Source organism: Gordonia aichiensis, assembly GCF_039946255.1.
Taxonomy (GTDB): domain Bacteria; phylum Actinomycetota; class Actinomycetes; order Mycobacteriales; family Mycobacteriaceae; genus Gordonia; species Gordonia aichiensis_A.
In genome coordinates, this window is the sequence record NZ_JBCDWL010000015.1 from 41363 (window position 1) to 56935 (window position 15573).

General features: G+C 68.3%; 12 protein-coding genes. 1 reads left to right on the plus strand and 11 read right to left on the minus strand.

Annotation, left to right across the window (positions count from 1 at the left end):
- Positions 1-395: 395 nt before the first annotated feature.
- From AAFO60_RS16000 to AAFO60_RS16025, 6 genes are all read right to left on the minus strand, one after another.
- Positions 396-1193 carry a family 1 encapsulin nanocompartment shell protein gene (locus AAFO60_RS16000; RefSeq protein WP_347957219.1) on the minus strand — a complete coding sequence of 266 codons (798 nt, stop codon included), beginning with the start codon at positions 1191-1193 and terminating at the stop codon, positions 396-398.
- 70 nt (positions 1194-1263) lie between these two features.
- On the minus strand, positions 1264-2274 hold the full coding sequence (locus AAFO60_RS16005; RefSeq protein WP_347957220.1) for a Dyp-type peroxidase: 1011 nt from the start codon (positions 2272-2274) through the stop codon (positions 1264-1266).
- A 144-nt stretch (positions 2275-2418) separates the two neighbouring features.
- Complete coding sequence (locus tag AAFO60_RS16010; protein ID WP_347957221.1) at positions 2419-3375, minus strand: alpha/beta hydrolase; 957 nt, start codon at positions 3373-3375, stop codon at positions 2419-2421.
- Positions 3376-3682: 307 nt separating this feature from the next.
- Positions 3683-5455 carry a long-chain-acyl-CoA synthetase gene (locus AAFO60_RS16015; RefSeq protein ID WP_347957222.1) on the minus strand — a complete coding sequence of 591 codons (1773 nt, stop codon included), beginning with the start codon at positions 5453-5455 and terminating at the stop codon, positions 3683-3685.
- Between the two features lie 44 nt (positions 5456-5499).
- Entirely contained in the window at positions 5500-7200 is a 1701-nt protein-coding gene (locus AAFO60_RS16020) for an MDR family MFS transporter (protein WP_347957223.1), read from the minus strand.
- The gene (locus tag AAFO60_RS16025) at positions 7197-7691 is read right to left on the minus strand and encodes a MarR family winged helix-turn-helix transcriptional regulator (protein WP_347957224.1); all 495 of its coding nucleotides are present in this window, start codon (positions 7689-7691) and stop codon (positions 7197-7199) included. Before AAFO60_RS16025 ends, AAFO60_RS16020 begins: the two co-directional genes overlap by 4 nt.
- A 155-nt stretch (positions 7692-7846) precedes the next feature.
- Between AAFO60_RS16025 and AAFO60_RS16030 the strand changes: the two genes are divergently transcribed.
- A complete protein-coding gene (locus AAFO60_RS16030) occupies positions 7847-9541 on the plus strand; it encodes an FAD-binding dehydrogenase (protein WP_347957225.1) in 1695 nt (564 codons plus the stop codon).
- Positions 9542-9602: 61 nt separating this feature from the next.
- On the opposite strand, the gene AAFO60_RS16035 is transcribed toward AAFO60_RS16030, so the two are convergent.
- The 5 genes from AAFO60_RS16035 to AAFO60_RS16055 all read right to left on the minus strand — a co-directional run bounded on the left by AAFO60_RS16035 (position 9603) and on the right by AAFO60_RS16055 (position 15562).
- Positions 9603-11531 (minus strand): acetoacetate--CoA ligase, encoded by a 1929-nt coding sequence (locus tag AAFO60_RS16035; protein WP_347957226.1) that lies wholly within the window; start codon positions 11529-11531, stop codon positions 9603-9605.
- Positions 11528-12112: an RBBP9/YdeN family alpha/beta hydrolase gene (locus AAFO60_RS16040; RefSeq protein ID WP_347957227.1), complete on the minus strand. Its 585-nt coding sequence runs from the start codon at positions 12110-12112 to the stop codon at positions 11528-11530. The genes AAFO60_RS16035 and AAFO60_RS16040 overlap by 4 nt, the downstream gene beginning before the upstream one ends.
- The gene (locus AAFO60_RS16045) at positions 12109-13503 is read right to left on the minus strand and encodes an MFS transporter (protein ID WP_432211720.1); all 1395 of its coding nucleotides are present in this window, start codon (positions 13501-13503) and stop codon (positions 12109-12111) included. The genes AAFO60_RS16040 and AAFO60_RS16045 overlap by 4 nt, the downstream gene beginning before the upstream one ends.
- Before the next feature lie 16 nt (positions 13504-13519).
- Positions 13520-14572 carry a 3-keto-5-aminohexanoate cleavage protein gene (locus AAFO60_RS16050; protein ID WP_347957228.1) on the minus strand — a complete coding sequence of 351 codons (1053 nt, stop codon included), beginning with the start codon at positions 14570-14572 and terminating at the stop codon, positions 13520-13522.
- A gap of 90 nt (positions 14573-14662) precedes the next feature.
- Positions 14663-15562: a TauD/TfdA dioxygenase family protein gene (locus AAFO60_RS16055; RefSeq protein ID WP_347957229.1), complete on the minus strand. Its 900-nt coding sequence runs from the start codon at positions 15560-15562 to the stop codon at positions 14663-14665.
- Positions 15563-15573 lie beyond the last annotated feature (11 nt).

Genomic DNA, 15573 nt, shown 5'->3' on the forward strand with positions numbered 1-15573 from the left:
CTCGATACGCCGCCTCGCTGCGCTCGGTGGCTACTCGACAACCCTGAAGAACCGCTACCCCGGCAACCCGCCAACCCTGGAAAGGCAGCCTCCCAGGGTGGTCGAGTAGGCCGAGGCGTTAGCCGAGGGTGTATCGAGGCCCTCGTCTCGATACGCCGCCTCGCTGCGCTCGGTGGCTACTCGACAACCCTGAAGAACCGCTACCCCGGCAACCCGCCAACCCTGGAAAGGCAGCCTCCCAGGGTGGTCGAGTAGGCCGAGGCGTTAGCCGAGGGCGTATCGAGGCCCCGTCTCGATACGCTCGCCCACTTCGTTCGCGGGCTACTCGATGAGCCTGGGACGCTCGCTCCTTCGATGAGCCTGGGCGGCTCTCGACGGGCCTGGGCCCGAGCGGCTCACGCCAGGGTGACGGCGGCTTCCGGGGTGTAGGTGAGGTAGGTGAACGATTCGAAGAAGTACAGGTTCACCGTGTCGGCGTCGTGGGAGTCGTAGCCGATGGAGACGTCCTGGCCGATGGACAGCTCGAAGTCGCCGCCTCGGGTGCTCAGCACGAAGCCGCCGGAAATGGCTGGGGCCCAGACGATCTCGCCGTCGACGAGGATGCGTCGCAGGTGGTCGCGCACCGGGTTGCCGTGATCGGAGGTCTCGTTCACCAGGGTGTACTGCTCGGCCGACAGCGCCAGCGAGTACGGGCCGTCGACCGACGCGAGGCGGAGCTTGCTGATCGCCTGGCTGATGGCCTCGGGATAGTCGCGGACGTCGTCGGGGAGCGCGACCGAGCCGATCCCGGACTCGCCGGCGATGCCGGTGATCTGAGCGGCGCGGTAGCCCTCGAAGATCGCGCGGTCCTCGGCGAGCGCGAGGTCGGCGGCGGCCCGGACGACCGGGTCCCAGTCGGAGTCGGAGGCTCCGCGATCGACGTTGTCGATCGCCTCGCGGCTCACGGTGAAGGGCACCTTCAACTCCACCAGCGGCTGGGTGTGCCGCAGGAAGGCGGAGATGCCGTCGGCGGGCGAGTCGATCTTGGTCCGGTGCCCGCGGGTGACCGAGTCGACGTCGAGTCCGAGCGGACCCTTGACATCGACGAGACGACGGCCGGCGACATTGCGCTTGAACGAGCGGGAGGCCTCTTCTTCGATCTCGGCCCAGGCGGCGGAGGAGATGGGAGCGAGTTCGCGGTGCAGGTTGTTCATCGTCTTTCCTAACTCGTGCTGTCGTATGTCGGTCGTACGGTCGTGGGGAATGCGGTGATCGGGGACGCGGTCAGCGCAGCGAGCCGATGCCCAGCGAGCCGTCTGCGCGCGGCGCGTCTTCCGCAGAGTCCTGGTCGGCGGTCTCGGTCGCGGGTGCCGGGGGCGGGTCCTCCAGGAAATCGGCGGTGGGTGCGAAGAACTGTGCACCGCTGACCGCGGTGGTGAAGTCGAGCAGACGGTCGTGGTTGCCTTCGGGATCGCCGATGAACATGTTGCGCAGCATCTGCTCGCTGACGTCGGGCGCGCTGGAATAGGCGATGTAGAAGGTGCCCTTCTCCCCGCTGCCCGCGATGTCTCCGTACGGCATGTTGTCGCGGACGATGTCGACCTCCTCGCCGTCGGCGTCGGTGATGACGTTGAGCGCGATGTGCGAGTTCGTCGGTTTGGTGTCGTCGTCCATCTCGATGTTCTCGAGTTTGGTCCGGCCGATCGCCTTCTCCTGGTCCTCGACCGCGAGCGCATTCCACGCGCCGAGATCGGTCACGTATCGCTGGGTGACCACATAGCTGCCGCCGGCGAAATCGGGGTCCTCGTCGCCGACCGTGATCGCGTCGACGGCGTCTTGCCCGGTCGGATTCTCGGTGCCGTCGACGAAGCCGATGACATCGCGCAGATCGAAGTAGCGGAACCCGTGGACCTCTTCGACGGTGCTCACCGCGTCGCCGAGACGCTCGGTCCACCGTTGGCCGACCTCGAAGCACAGATCCATCCGGTCGGCCTTGACGTGCAAGAGGACGTCGCCGGGGGTGGCGGGCGCGGTGTGGGTGGCGCCGGTCAGTTCGGTGAACGGTCGTAGCGACCTGGGGCGGGCGCCGGAGTAGAGGCGGTCCCAGGCATCCGAGCCGATGGCGGCGACGGCGGTGAGTGCGGCCTCGGGGGCACGTGAGCCGACGGCGGTGGTGAGCCCGGGAAGATCGGCTAGTGCCTCGCGCACGCGGCCTTCGCCACCGTCATTGATCGTCAGCACGAGAAAGACGGCCGCAGAAGTCTTACGAGTGAGGATTGTCTGAGGTGTGGGCACTGTTCCACCCTAACGCGGGTGTCGGACATTCTCAGGTGAGAATCCACGCGGGGCGAGAGGGAATACCGGGCCCGCCAGACGCCGATGGCCGGCACCCCGGGCGGGGCGCCGGCCATCGGTCGACATCGGAGCGGTCGCGCGCGATCAGAAGAACGCCGGGCGGAACGTGGTGTTCCACGACTGCTTGAAGCGGTCCTGCCAGTAGTCCCACCAGTGGGCGCCGTCCGGGCTGATGTGCGTCGTCAGGCGGACGCCGGGCACCGCGGCCAGACGCGCGATGTACAGCTGCGAGCTGGTCGACGCGGCCACCTCGAGGGGCACCATCTGGGCGAACTTCACCGGGTTGAAGGAGCCGCTGCCGGGCGTGAGGCTGGAGTCGTACTTGCTGCCGACACCGGTGCCCGAGGAGACGTAGACGCGGTGGCCGGCGAGGTTTCCGGCCGACAGGAACGGGTCGTTGGCGAACCACTGACCGGCCGGGAAGAAGCCCCACATGTTGTTGGGGTTACCGCCCATCTCGGCGACCGAGGCCTGAATGCCCTGGGTGAAGCCGGGCATGGTGACGGTCGGGTAGCCGCTGTACGAGGCGACGGCCTTGTAGAAGTTGGGGTGGCGCGAGGCGAGGTTGAGCGCCGCGGTGCCCGACATCGACAGGCCGGCGATGCCGTTGCGGCGGTTGTCGCTGTTGTGCCGGGCCTTCATGTACGCGGGCAGTTCCTTGGTCAGGAAGGTCTCCCACTTGTTGACGCCGAGCTTCGGGTCGCGCTGCTCCCAGTCGGTGTAGAAGCTGCCGCCGCCGCCGAACGGGATGGCGACGTTGGTGCCCTTGCCCGCCATCCACTGTGCGACGCGGGTGTTCTGCAGCCAGCCGCTGGTGTTGTCCGGGGCGCGCAGTCCGTCGAGCAGGTACAGGGTCGGCTTGGCCTTCGAGCCGCCGCCGTCGACGATGTGGACCTTGACGTTCTTGTGCATCGCCCGCGAGTACACCATCTCGTAGGACGGTGCGGCCTGTGCCTGCGGAGTGACGGCGACTGCGGTGCCGACGAGGGTCGCCATCGAGGCGACCGCGATCATCAAGCGCTTGCCAACGCTCTTACGCATAAAAATCCTTCGGTCTGAAATTCCAGTCGCCAGGCGACCCGGTCGTCGTCACACGGACTCCGCCGGAGTCTGGCAGCGACGCGTGGGCCGATCGGCCCCGATCTGCCCCCGCACGAGTGGTGACATTAGTGGACTCGTCCGGGCGCCGCAAAGAGAAGTGGGCGATTCGTCCCAGGTCGTAGCCAGTTCGGGACCCAAAAGCAGCGGTCAAGTCACGAAATGATAACTCGATGAACAATCGGGTGAACCCGGTGCGATCGGGCGCGACGGAGCGACGAATGTGCGTGGGACGGGACCGCCCCGGAACTCACAGCGGTGCATAACCCTCGTCGGTGAGCTCGTAGACGGGATCGTCGCCGACCGTCTCGTATCCGTCGGCACGCAGGGCGACGCGCTGATTCTTGAAGGTCGAGGTGCGGGCCAGCTCGGGCACCACCCGCAGATACAGCGGCACCGCGTACGGCGGCAGCTGAGCGCGCAGGGCGGTGGCAGCGGCGACCGGATCGAAGCCGTCGTCGGTGACGATCGCCGCCATCCCGGCGCGACCGTCCGAGCCCGGCACGCGCACCCCGTAGACCACCGACTCTGCGATCCCGTCGACGTTGTTGAGTGCGGCCTCGACCTCGGTCGTCGCCACGTTCTCGCCCTTCCACCGGAAGGTGTCGCCGAGGCGGTCGACGAAGGCGATGTGTCGGAAACCCTGCTCGACCATCAGGTCGCCGGTGTTGAAGTACGCGTCGCCGTCCTTGAAGGCGTCGCGGACGATCTTCTTCTCGGTGGCCTCCGGGTCGGTGTAGCCGTCGATCCGCGCCATCGAGCTGATCTTGCCCAGGAGCAGTCCGGGCGTGCCCTTCGGGACCCGCTGGACGCGGCCGTCGGGGCCGCGGACCGGGAGACCGGAGTCCTCGTCGGCGGCGACCACCGCGTACGGCAGGGGACAGAAGCCGACGGTCCGACGCTGATCGAAGATGTTCACGAAGCCGATGTTCGACTCGCTCGCGGCGTAGAACTCCACGATGCGCTCGATCCCGAAGCGGTCGACGAACTGATCCCAGATCTCCGGGCGCAGCCCGTTGCCGGCCGCGAGCCGGATGTGATGGGCTCGGTCGGTCGGTTTCGGCGGCTGGGCGAGCAGATATCGGCACAGTTCGCCGATGTAGCAGAACGCGGTGGCCTCGTTCTCGATCGCCTCGTCCCAGAACCGCGACGCCGAGAACTTGGGGCTCACGGCCAGGCAGGCGCCCGCGGCCACCGCCGTCGCGACGCACACGGTCAGGGCGTTGTTGTGATAGAAGGGCAGCGTCACGAACAGGACGTCGTCGGGCCGCAGTCGCAGGCCCGTCGAGAAGCCGTTCATCGCCACCTGCCAGCGCCCGTGGCTCATCACGCTCGCCTTGGGCCAGCCGGTGGTTCCGGAGGTGAAGATGTAGAACGCCGGATCGCTCGCCCGCACCTTGGCCGCGGACGGCGGATCCGCCTCGGCGAGCGGGTTGCGGGCGGCCAGCGCCGATCCCTCGGCGTCCAGGTCGGCGAAGGCGACGGGCGCGACCGGGACGGCGTTGATCGTCGGCAGCAGTTCGCCGCATTCGGCGTCGTGCACCACCACCAGCGGGGCACCGGCGCGCCCCGCGGCCGCGAGCACCCCGAAACTGTGGTTCAGGGCGTCGCCGGGCTGGTTGTAGTTGATCATCCCGGTGACTGCGCCGAGCTTGACGATCGCCAGCATCGCGATGACGCACTCGGGGCTGTTGTGCGCCATCACGGCGACCACGTCGCCGGCCTGGACCCCGCGTTCGGCGAGCGCCGACGCCCACCGGTTGGCACGGCGGTTGCACTCGCCGTAGCCGAGGATCGTCGGGCCGGTCCGCAGGAACGGACGGTCCGGGTGGCGAGCGGCGGCCTCGGCGAAGGCCTTCCCGACACTCCACCGGCGATGCTCGTCGAGGTGGATCAGCGAAGGTCGTTGGCGCGCGATCAACGGCAGATCGCGAATCAGACCCCACACGCCCCGCGCCATCGACGACCAGGTGATCGGCGAGTCGGGCGTCGGGACGCGGGGGTCTGGGTCGGTTGCGGTCACGGTTGTTCCTCCCGGGGTGGACGCACTCCCCAGTATTGGAGGAATCAGCCGCGGGCGGGGCCGCTTTCGTCAGTCGTAAGCCCACCCGCGCCGACCGACGCGGGCACCTCGTGCTCGGTGACGTCCCGGCCGGGGGTCGTCGACGACCGGTCCGCGGCGCCCTGTGCCGGAACCACGGCGGCGGGTTCGGCGGTCTTGGCGATCGTCAGCCGCAACGGGGTCTCCCGCGTCACCAGGATCGCGATGAACGTGATGACGGACGAGACCGCGGCGATGGCGAAGATCGGGCCGAAGCCGTCGGAGTACGCGTGGTGGAAGGCTTCCTGGATGACGTGCGGGAGCTTGCTGATGTCCAGGTTGGTGTCGCCCCCGGAGCCCATCTGGTCGGTCGGGATGCCGAGCGCGCGCAGACTGTCCTTCAGGTTGCCCGCCACCAGGTTGGTGAGGACCGCGCCCAGCACCGACACGCCCACGGCGCCGCCGAGCGAGCGGAAGAAGGCGATGGCCGCGGACGCGGCGCCGACCTCGGTGACGTCGACGGTGTTCTGTACGACCAGCACGATGTTCTGCGTCAGGGCGCCGACGCCCACACCGGCGATCGCCATGAACACGGCCACGTCCCAGTACGGGGTGGTGTGGTCGATCAGGCCGAGGCCGCCCAGTCCGACGACCATCGCGATGCCGCCGATCACCATGACCGGCTTCCACCGGCCCGTCCGGCTGACGATCTGCCCGCCGATGGTGGCGCTGAGCATCTGAGCCAGGATCATCGGGATCGTCATCAGCCCGGCCCGGGTGGGTGAGTAGCCGCCGCCGAGCTGGAAGTACTGCGTCAGGAAGACGCCGGGACCGAACATGGCGACGCCGACGGCGATGCTCGCGACGATCATCAGAACAGTGGTGCGATTGCCCAGCAGACGCAGCGGGAGCATCGGTTCGGGCACGCGCAGTTCGACGATGACGGTCAGCGCGGCCGCGATCAGGAAGGCGATGCCGAACGCCGCGGTCTGCCACGACAGCCAGGCGTACGAGTCGCCGGCGAAGGTCACCCAGAGCATCGGCAGCGCGGCCGCGATGGAGAGCAGCACGGAGCCGAGGTAGTCGATGCGGGCCTTGCCGGTGCGGACGGTCGGCAGATGCAGCTTCCACTGGATCAGGACCAGTGCGACGACGGCCAGCGGCACGCAGACGAAGAAGGTCCACCGCCACCCGAGGTGGTCGGTGATGATGCCGCCCAGCAGCGGGCCGGACACCGTCGCCACCGCCATCACCGCGCCCATGTAGCCGGAGTAGCGGCCGCGATCGCGCGGGGAGACGATCGAGCCCATGACCGACTGCGCGGTCGCGATCAGACCGCCCATGGCGACGCCCTGAACGGCGCGGGAGACCATCATCAGCCACACCTCGTGCGAGAAGCCCGCGGTGACCGAACCGGCCACGAACAGGACGATCGCGACCTGGGTCAGCGTCTTCTTGTTGAACAGATCCGACAGCTTGCCCCAGATGGGGGTGCTGATCGTCATTGTCAACAGGCTGGCGGTGATGACCCAGGTGTATTGGCGCTGTGTGCCGTTGAGCGAGGCCATGATCGTCGGCAGTGCGGTGGAGACGATGGTGGTGGAGATCAACGCGGTGAACAGGGCGGCCAGCAGGCCGGTCATCACGCCGAGGACCTCGCTGTGCGAGTACTCCTTCGGCGGGTGCCCGCTCTGTGGAGCCGTGCTTCGGGTGGTCGGTGTGCTCATACGCGGTCCTTGCTGAGATTCGTGGTGGCGGCGTCGGCGGCGGGCGGGTGCGGCAGGGTCTCGAGGACGCCGGTGAGGCGCTCGCGGAGGTCGCCGAGGACGGCCGTGGCCTGGGCGGCCTGTTCCGGTGTCCAGTCGGCCAGCGCGTCGGTGAAGAGGGAGACGACGTACGCCTCCCGCGAGGAGATGCTCTCGCGGCCGGCGTCGGTGATCGACAGCAGGCTGGCGCGGGCATCGCTGGGATCCCGGCGACGCACGACGAAGCCGTCCTCCTCCAGGGCGGCCACGGTGCGCGAGGCGACCGGGAGGGAGACCAGCAGCCGCTCGGCCAACTCGGTGGTGCGGATGTCGCCGCACCTGAGCTGTTGGAGTGCGCCGAACTTGGTGCCGGTGACTCCGCGCGAGAGGCTGCGGTTTCGGGCCGCCTGGAACGCTCGGACGATCTCGACCATTTCGGCGAGGATCTGTCCGGCGTCGTCGGTATCGATCACGCTGACTCCTTTACTTGCGACAAGCAACTATAACGCCGATTGCTTAGCGCATGCAACTAATTTTGGTGCGCCGATCGGGACCGTCCCGCGGGTAGTGTCAGACGGAAACGATCCTGTGTGCAGCAGGCCGCAGTCGGAGGCGAGAGGGCGGGCGAGTGAGCGAGCGGGAACAGTCGGTGGACGGGACGGGCGCGTCGGCCGCGGACGCGATCGTGGTGGGTGCCGGGCTGGCGGGGCTGGTCGCCGCCTACGAGCTGACGCAGGCCGGCCGCAAGGTGATCGTCGTCGACCAGGAGAACCGCCAGAACCTCGGTGGTCAGGCCTTCTGGTCGCTCGGCGGGCTCTTCCTGGTCGACAGCCCGGAGCAGCGTCGCCTGGGGATCAAGGACTCACCCGATCTCGCGCTGCAGGACTGGATGGGGTCGGCCGGCTTCGACCGCGACGACGAGGACTACTGGCCGCGGCAGTGGGCACGCGCCTACGTCGACTTCGCCTCGACCATCAAGCGGCAGTACCTCCACGATCTGGGACTGCGGTTCACCCCGGTGGTCGGCTGGGCCGAGCGCGGCGGCGGTTTCGCCGACGGGCACGGCAATTCCGTGCCCCGTTTCCACCTCACCTGGGGCACCGGTCCCGAGGTGGTCCGGGTCTTCGCCGAACCGGTGCTCGAAGCCGAGAAGCGCGGCCTGGTCACCTTCGCCTTCCGGCACCGCGTCGACGAGCTCATCGTCGAAGACGGCGCCGCGGTCGGGGTTCGGGGTCGCGTCCTGGAACCGACCGACACCGATCGCGGCGTCCCGAGCTCGCGGGTCGAGGTCAAGGACTTCGAACTGCGCGGCGGCGCGGTCATCGTCACGTCCGGCGGCATCGGCCACAACCACGACCTGGTGCGCGAGAACTGGCCGGTCGACCGGCTCGGGCCGGCGCCCGAGTTCATGATCTCCGGCGTCCCGGACTACGTCGACGGTCGGATGCTGGGGATCAGTGAGGCGACCGGCGCCAACATCGTCAACCGCGACCGCATGTGGCATTACACCGAGGGCATCCAGAACTGGAATCCGATCTGGTCCGACCACGCCATCCGCATCATCCCCGGACCGTCGTCGCTGTGGCTGGACGCGAACGGCAACCGGCTGGCCGCCCCGAACTTCCCCGGCTTCGACACCAACGCCACCATGAAGGCGATCCTCGACACCGGCTACGACTACTCGTGGTTCGTCCTCACCAAGTCGATCATCGAGAAGGAGTTCGCCCTGTCGGGGTCCGAGCAGAACCCCGACATCACCGAGAAGTCGCTGCGGACGGCCGCCCGCAGCCGACTGGCCAAGGGGATGCCCGGCCCGGTGGAGGCCTTCACCAAGCACGGCGTCGATTTCGTGGTCCGCGACAACCTCGCCGACCTCGTCGCCGGGATGAACGAACTGGGACGGGGAGGTCACATCGACCTGCAGTCGCTCGAACGCACCATCTCCGCGCGCGACAGCCAGGTCGACAACGCCTACAGCAAGGACGCGCAGCTGATGGCCGTCCACAATGCGCGCAACTACCTCGGCGACAAGATCGTCCGCGTCGCCAAACCGCATCGGCTGCTCGACCCCGCGCACGGTCCGCTGATCGCCGTGCGCCTCAACATCCTCACCCGCAAGACCCTCGGCGGCCTGGAGACCAACCTCGACTCGCAGGTGATGCGGCCGGACGGTTCGGCGTTCGACGGACTGTACGCCGCGGGCGAGGTCGCCGGCTTCGGCGGCGGCGGCGTGCACGGCTACAACGCGCTGGAGGGCACCTTCCTCGGCGGCTGCATCTTCTCCGGCCGCGCCGCCGGACGGGCGGTCGCGCGGCAGGGGTGAGTCGATCCGAAGCACGCAGCCCCCGTCCGAGGCGGATGGGGGCTGCGTGCTTCTCGAGGCCTCAGGTCGCGGCCCGGCCTCGATTGCGGGTCCCCTGCTGTTCGTACCAATCCAGCAGTTCGGGACGGTCGACGGACTCGGGGTCGATGCTGACGTCGCGGCCGGCGAGCATGCCGGTCACCGGAACCTCCAGCTTCTTTCCGGTGCGGGTGTGGGGGATCCCGGGAGCCGGGATCACCTCGTCGGGGACATGCCTCGGGGACAGCCGGGTGCGGATGCCGGTCCGGATCCTGCCGACGAGCTCCTCGGTGAGTTCGACGCCGGGGACCAAGGTGACGAACAGGGGCATCCAGTACTCGGCATCCGGCCTGTCGACACCCACCACCATCGCCTCGACGACCTCGTCGATCGCCTCGACGACCTCGTAGATGTCAGCGGACCCCATCCGAATCCCGTTGCGGTTCAGCGTCGCATCGCTGCGTCCGTGGACCGTGATCGAACCGCGATCGGTGACCTCCACCCAGTCGCCGTGGCGCCACACATTCTCCGCGATGCCGCCGCTCCACTCGTGCTCGAAGTACGCACCGCGGTACTTCGCGTCGTCCGGGTCGTTCCAGAACCGGATCGGCATGGAGGGCATCGGCTGCGTGATCACCAGCTCGCCCACTGCGCCGACGAGCGGGCGGCCCGCGCGCGACCACGCCTCGAGCGCGCAGCCCAGATACGGCACGGTGAGCTCACCGGGAACGTGAGGGACCGAGGCGGTTCCTCCGCAGAAGGCACTGCACACATCGGTGCCGCCGGAGATCGAGCTCACCGGAAGTCCCGGCGACACGTGTTCGTCGATCCACTCGAAGAGCGTCGGTGCCAGCGGTGAACCGGTGCTGCCGATGGTGCGCAGCACCAGATCGTGGTCGACTCCGGGGGCAAGGCCCGCCGTGCTGGAAGCCGACAGCTGGCCCGGGCTGGTGCCGAAGAAGGTGACCTGCTCGTCTTCGCAGATCTGCCACAGCCGATCCGCGGAGGGCGCCAGCGGATTGCCGGAGAAGGTGATGACGGTGGCGCCCATGAGCAGGCCGCCCACCCGGTAGTTCCACATCATCCAGCTCAGCGCCGTGTGCCAGAAGAAGACGTCTCCCGGGCCGATCTCGTTGTGCAGACCCAGCGCCTTGACATGCTCGATCAGTATTCCGCCGTGCCCCTGGACGATTCCCTTCGGCTTTCCGGTGGTCCCGGAGCTGAACAGCACCCAGAGCGGGTGATCGAACCCGACCCGCACCGGCACGAGCGGCGGCGTCTGGGCCGTCGGTTCGGGCAACTCGGTGATCACGTGGGAGAGGCGGAGGCCGAGCAGGCGAGCGAGTTCGGTGGTTGCGCTGCGCCGGTCGACGTCTTTGTCGCCGAAACGGTATCCGTTCGCGGCGAACAGAACCTTCGGTTCCAGCTGCGCCATCCGGGCGGCGGCGCCGTCGGGCGCGTAGTCCTGGCCGCAACCCGACCAGATGGCACCGATCGAAGCAGTCGCGAGGAAGGCGATCACCGCGGTCGGCTCATCGGGCAGATACGCCGCCACCGTGTCACCGAGACCGACGCCGAGCCGCCGCAGCAGTTCGGCCGTGGCGCAGACCCGTGCCGGGAGTTCGGACCACGCGATCTCCACCCGCCGACCGTCGTCGGAGAGTCCGATGACGGCCGGCCCGGGACGATCGGCGAACTTCAGGACTCGGTCGACGTAGTTCAGGCGTACTTCGGGGAACCATGCGGCGCCGGGCATCTCCCGGGCGGCGAGTACCGGGCCCGATCGTTCGCCGAGGTCGAAGTAGTCCCACACGGAACTCCAGAAACTCTCCGGCTCCGAGATGGAGTAGCGGTGCAGGAGATCGTAGTCGCCGGTGGGCACGCCGGCGAACTCGGCGAACGCGTCGACCGCGTACTCGTGTCGGGTGGGTCGATCGCTCGGGGCTGCCCCGAGGGCGGTGTCGGCGGTCATCGAGCGACCGCCGCGGCCGCGTCCAGTTCCGCCACCAGCTCGTCGATCCGCGGCCAGTCGCCGAACCCGGCCGCCGGATTGAGGTGTCCGACGTCGCCCAGTTCGAGCAGTCGGCTTCCCCACACTTCGGCCAGTCCGCGGATGACCCGGAGATCGGCGAGGGGATCGTTGCTGCTGGCGGCGAGGACCGACGGGAACGGGAGTCGGCGCCGGGGGATCGGTGCCCATCCCTTCTCGGCGAGTTCGCTCGGGCGCGGATGCGGGGCCGGCCAGTCGGTGCTGAACTCGGGCGGGGTGGCCAGCACGGCGCCGACCACCTTGCCGGCCGCGTCGGACCCTTGCCGGGCCCAGTGCACCGTGACCAGCGCGCCGGCGCTGTGCGCGACGACGATCACCGGACCTTCGACATCCCGCACCGTCCGGTCGAGAAGATCGACACGGGCGGCCAGGTCGTGCCAGTCCTGCTGCGGCGGGAAGGGGACGGTCACCGATCGTTCCGTTCGGGCGGAGTACCGTTCCTGCCAGTGATCGGGCGCGTCACCCCGCAGCCCGGGGACGATCACCACGGTTGCTCTGCTCATGAGTGGGCCGCCTCCGTGGTTGCCGCGCCCGTCAGCTTCAGGGAGTTCAGTCGCGCCAGCCCGGCCGGATGCAGCCGCTTGCCGAAGATCATGAACACGGCGGCCGGGAGGTAGGCGAGGGGAGCCAGTTTGAGTGCCCCGGTCAGGCCGAGTGAATCGGCCAGCATGCCGATCAGGATGGGTGCGATCGCCAGGCCGAGGAGATTGTTGGCCAGGGTGAGGGTGCCCATCGCCGAGGCTCGCACCGTCTTGTGGGTCAGCGCGGCGACCATCGCCGCGGTGGTGCCCGAGGAGCCGGCGGCGAAGAATGCGCCCACGCCGAGGAGGACGAGCTGGCCGGTGCCGGGAGGCAGGCGGAAGGCGACCATCAAGGCGATGAAGGAGATCATGCAGAACATCACGCCGACGGTCCACTTCCGGGTGGGGTCGGTGATGCTGACGCGGTCGGCGAGGAAGCCGCAGCCGATCATTCCGGTTCCGACCAGCATGACGAAGATCGCCGCCATGCCGCCCGCCTTGTCGATCGACAGGCCGTAGTCCTGCTTGAAGTAGGTCGGCAGCCACGTCAGCAGCACGGCGGCCCCGAACATCTGCAGACCGCTGCCGAAGTAGGCGCACAGCACGGCGGGGTTCGTGAACAGGCTCGACAGCGGTGCGCGTCCTGCCTGTGCGCCGTCCGTCGGTTCGGTATCGGCCGGCGTCTCCGCATCGGGCGCCTGGTTCTCGCGTAGACGCTTCTCGGTGACGACGATGCGGAACGCCGCGACCAGGATCAGTCCGAGGACGGCCATCGAGGCGACCGACCAGCGCCATCCCAGATGAACGGCGATCAGACCACCCATGCCGGTGCCGACCATGGTGCCGAACGAGCCGCCGGCCATGAACGCGGCGGCCAGCGCCGCGTGAATGCGCGGAGCGAACAGACTCAATACCAGCGCGATCCCGACGCTGCCGTATGCGGCCTCGCCGACGCCCACGACGAATCGGGCGGCGAGGAGCTGCTCATAGGACTGCGCCACGGCGCAGGCGGCGGTGGCGACCGACCAGACGACGGCCATCACCACGAGGCTGCGGACCCGGCCCCAGCGGTCGGCGAGAATCGAGATGGGCAGGGTGAGCAAGCCCACCATCAGCGCGACCACGGAGATCAACGACCCCAGCTGGGCGTTGTCGAGGTCGAGTTCCTGACTCAGCGGCACGAAGACCGCGGCGAGCACCTGGCGGGACATGTAGTCGGACAGCAGCAGCGCGAAGCAGAGCGCGAAGACGATCCACGGGAAGATTCGTCTGCCCGTGGAACGGGCTGGTTCCGGATTCATCGGTGCGGGTCTGCCCGTCGGGGATTGCGGCACCCGGCCGACGACGGGCGCACTGGCGGCCTTGATCGTCATTGTTCTACCGCGTCTCTCATGCGTGGTGGGTGAAACCGAGCTGACCCGGCTGACGGTTCGGTGCGTATCCCAGCTTGGCCAGGGTCTCGTCGACCGAGCTGTACTGCTGGCCGATGCGGTAGATGTCCCGCGCCTCCTTGCCGTCGGCGACCTCGCGACCGAGCTCGTGGCAGATGCGGACCAGCTGCTTGACCTGATCGACGGACTTGATCTTCTCGCCGGGACGGCCCCAGATGGTGTCCTCGTTGCCGCAGCGCGCGTGCAGGCCGAGCGCGATGGCCATGGTGCTGACCGGGAGGACCGAGCGCATGAGCGTCTCGAGGGTCAGGACTGCGCCGTCGGGCACGCGGTTGATGAAGTTCATGATGTTGTACGGGTTCGGGCCGTCGAAGCCGCCGCCGATGCCCACCCAGGTGAGGTTCAGCGGCCCCATGTACTTGCCCCGGCGGATCAGCCGCTCCACCGTCTCCAGCTGCGGGATCGACGACAGCTGGAAGTGCGGCTGGATTCCGCTGGCGGTCAGCCGGCGCAGGTGCTCCTCGACCCAGGCGGGCCCGGCCGGGACGGTCATCTCGCGGTAGGTGTCGGACAACTCGGGACGCTGCATGGAGGTGCCCGCGATGTCCTCGTCGGTCATCAATTCCATGATGTTCATCTGGCTGGTGTTGATCGCGATGGTCACCTGATCCGGCTTGGGATCGAGCTCGGCCAGCATGTGACGGGTGTCGTCGGAGAGCCACTTGGCTTCGGCGCCGTCCCCTTCGGGAGCGAACGAGATCGAACCGCCGACCTGCAGGATCATGTCCGGCACGGCTTCCCGCAGGCCGGCGAGCAGCTCGTTGAACTTCGACAGCCGCTTGGAGCCGTGACCGTCCTCCTCGCGGACATGGATGTGCAGCACGGTGGCGCCGGCCTCGTAGCAGTCGACGGCCTGCTGGATGTGCTGCTCCATGGTGAGCGGTAGATCCTCACGGAAGTCGTCGAGCTCCCACTCGGGGCCGTACGGTGCGACGGTGATGACCTGCTTGTCCTGGACCTCGGGGAACAGGGCGTCGTCGTGGAAGTGCATGGGATTCTCCTTGTTTCGGGCTGGGGTGTTCGGGCTCGGGAGTGAGCTGAATCGGGTGATCGGTTCTGGATGAGGCGGATGAGGTGAGGGTCAGTAGGGGCGGTCGCCGACGATCCCGGCGCGCTCCATGCGTCGGACGGCGGGCCAGTAGTCCTGGACCGCGTAGTGCTGGGTGCTGCGGTTGTCCCAGATCGCGAAGCTGTCGTTGCTCCAGCGCCACCGCACCTGAAACTCCGGGACGGCTGCCTGCCGGATCAGGTAGTGCAGCAGTTCGGCGGCGCCGGGCGCGTAGTCGTAGCCGAAGCGGACGTTCTCGTCGTTGTGGAAGTTGGTCAGATGGGTGGCGAACGAGTTGACGAACAGGATCTTCTCGCCGGTCTCCGGGTGCGTGCGGACCACGGGATGCTCGGCGTCCGCGTAGCGGTCGTGCAGCGCATGCCGCTGTTCGATCGGCATCCGCGCGCCGAACGACGCCTCGATGGAGTGCCGTGCGCGCAGGCCGGCGATGCGGTCCTTCACGGTGTCCGGCAGCGCCCGGTAGGCCGCAGCCATGTCGACCCAGATGGTGTCGCCGCCGACTTCCGGCCCCTCTACACAGCGCAGCACCGAGCCGAAGGGCGGACACTCGCGCCACGTCGCATCACAGTGGAAGGCGTTCTCGTAGGCCTCCCGGTCGCTGTCGAGATCCTTGTAGATCCGGACGAGTCCGGGATGCTCCGGATCGCTGCCGAGGACGGGGTGATCCTCCAGCTCGCCGAAGCGGCGGGCGAGGGCCACATGGTCGGCACGGCTGATCGGCTGATTGCGGACGAACAGCACCTTGTGCTCGAGGAGCAGCGACCGCAACTGGGCGAACAGCGCATCGTCGTGCGCGACCTCGGCGAGATCCACGTCGGACAACTCGGCACCGATATGGGTGGTGAGGCGCTGCGCGCGGATGGTCCCGGCTGCTGTGTCGGTGATGTCTGAAGTCGTAGTCGCGGCGGTCATGGTGCTGCCTG

Coding starts and splice junctions, on each gene's coding strand:
- AAFO60_RS16035 (WP_347957226.1), bottom strand. CDS start 11,531: ATGACCGCCGACACCGCCCTCGGGGCAGCCCCGAGCGATCGACCCACC.
- AAFO60_RS16050 (WP_347957228.1), bottom strand. CDS start 14,572: ATGCACTTCCACGACGACGCCCTGTTCCCCGAGGTCCAGGACAAGCAG.
- AAFO60_RS16000 (WP_347957219.1), bottom strand. CDS start 1,193: ATGAACAACCTGCACCGCGAACTCGCTCCCATCTCCTCCGCCGCCTGG.
- AAFO60_RS16020 (WP_347957223.1), bottom strand. CDS start 7,200: ATGAGCACACCGACCACCCGAAGCACGGCTCCACAGAGCGGGCACCCG.
- AAFO60_RS16045 (WP_432211720.1), bottom strand. CDS start 13,503: ATGACGATCAAGGCCGCCAGTGCGCCCGTCGTCGGCCGGGTGCCGCAA.
- AAFO60_RS16040 (WP_347957227.1), bottom strand. CDS start 12,112: ATGAGCAGAGCAACCGTGGTGATCGTCCCCGGGCTGCGGGGTGACGCG.
- AAFO60_RS16055 (WP_347957229.1), bottom strand. CDS start 15,562: ATGACCGCCGCGACTACGACTTCAGACATCACCGACACAGCAGCCGGG.
- AAFO60_RS16010 (WP_347957221.1), bottom strand. CDS start 3,375: ATGCGTAAGAGCGTTGGCAAGCGCTTGATGATCGCGGTCGCCTCGATG.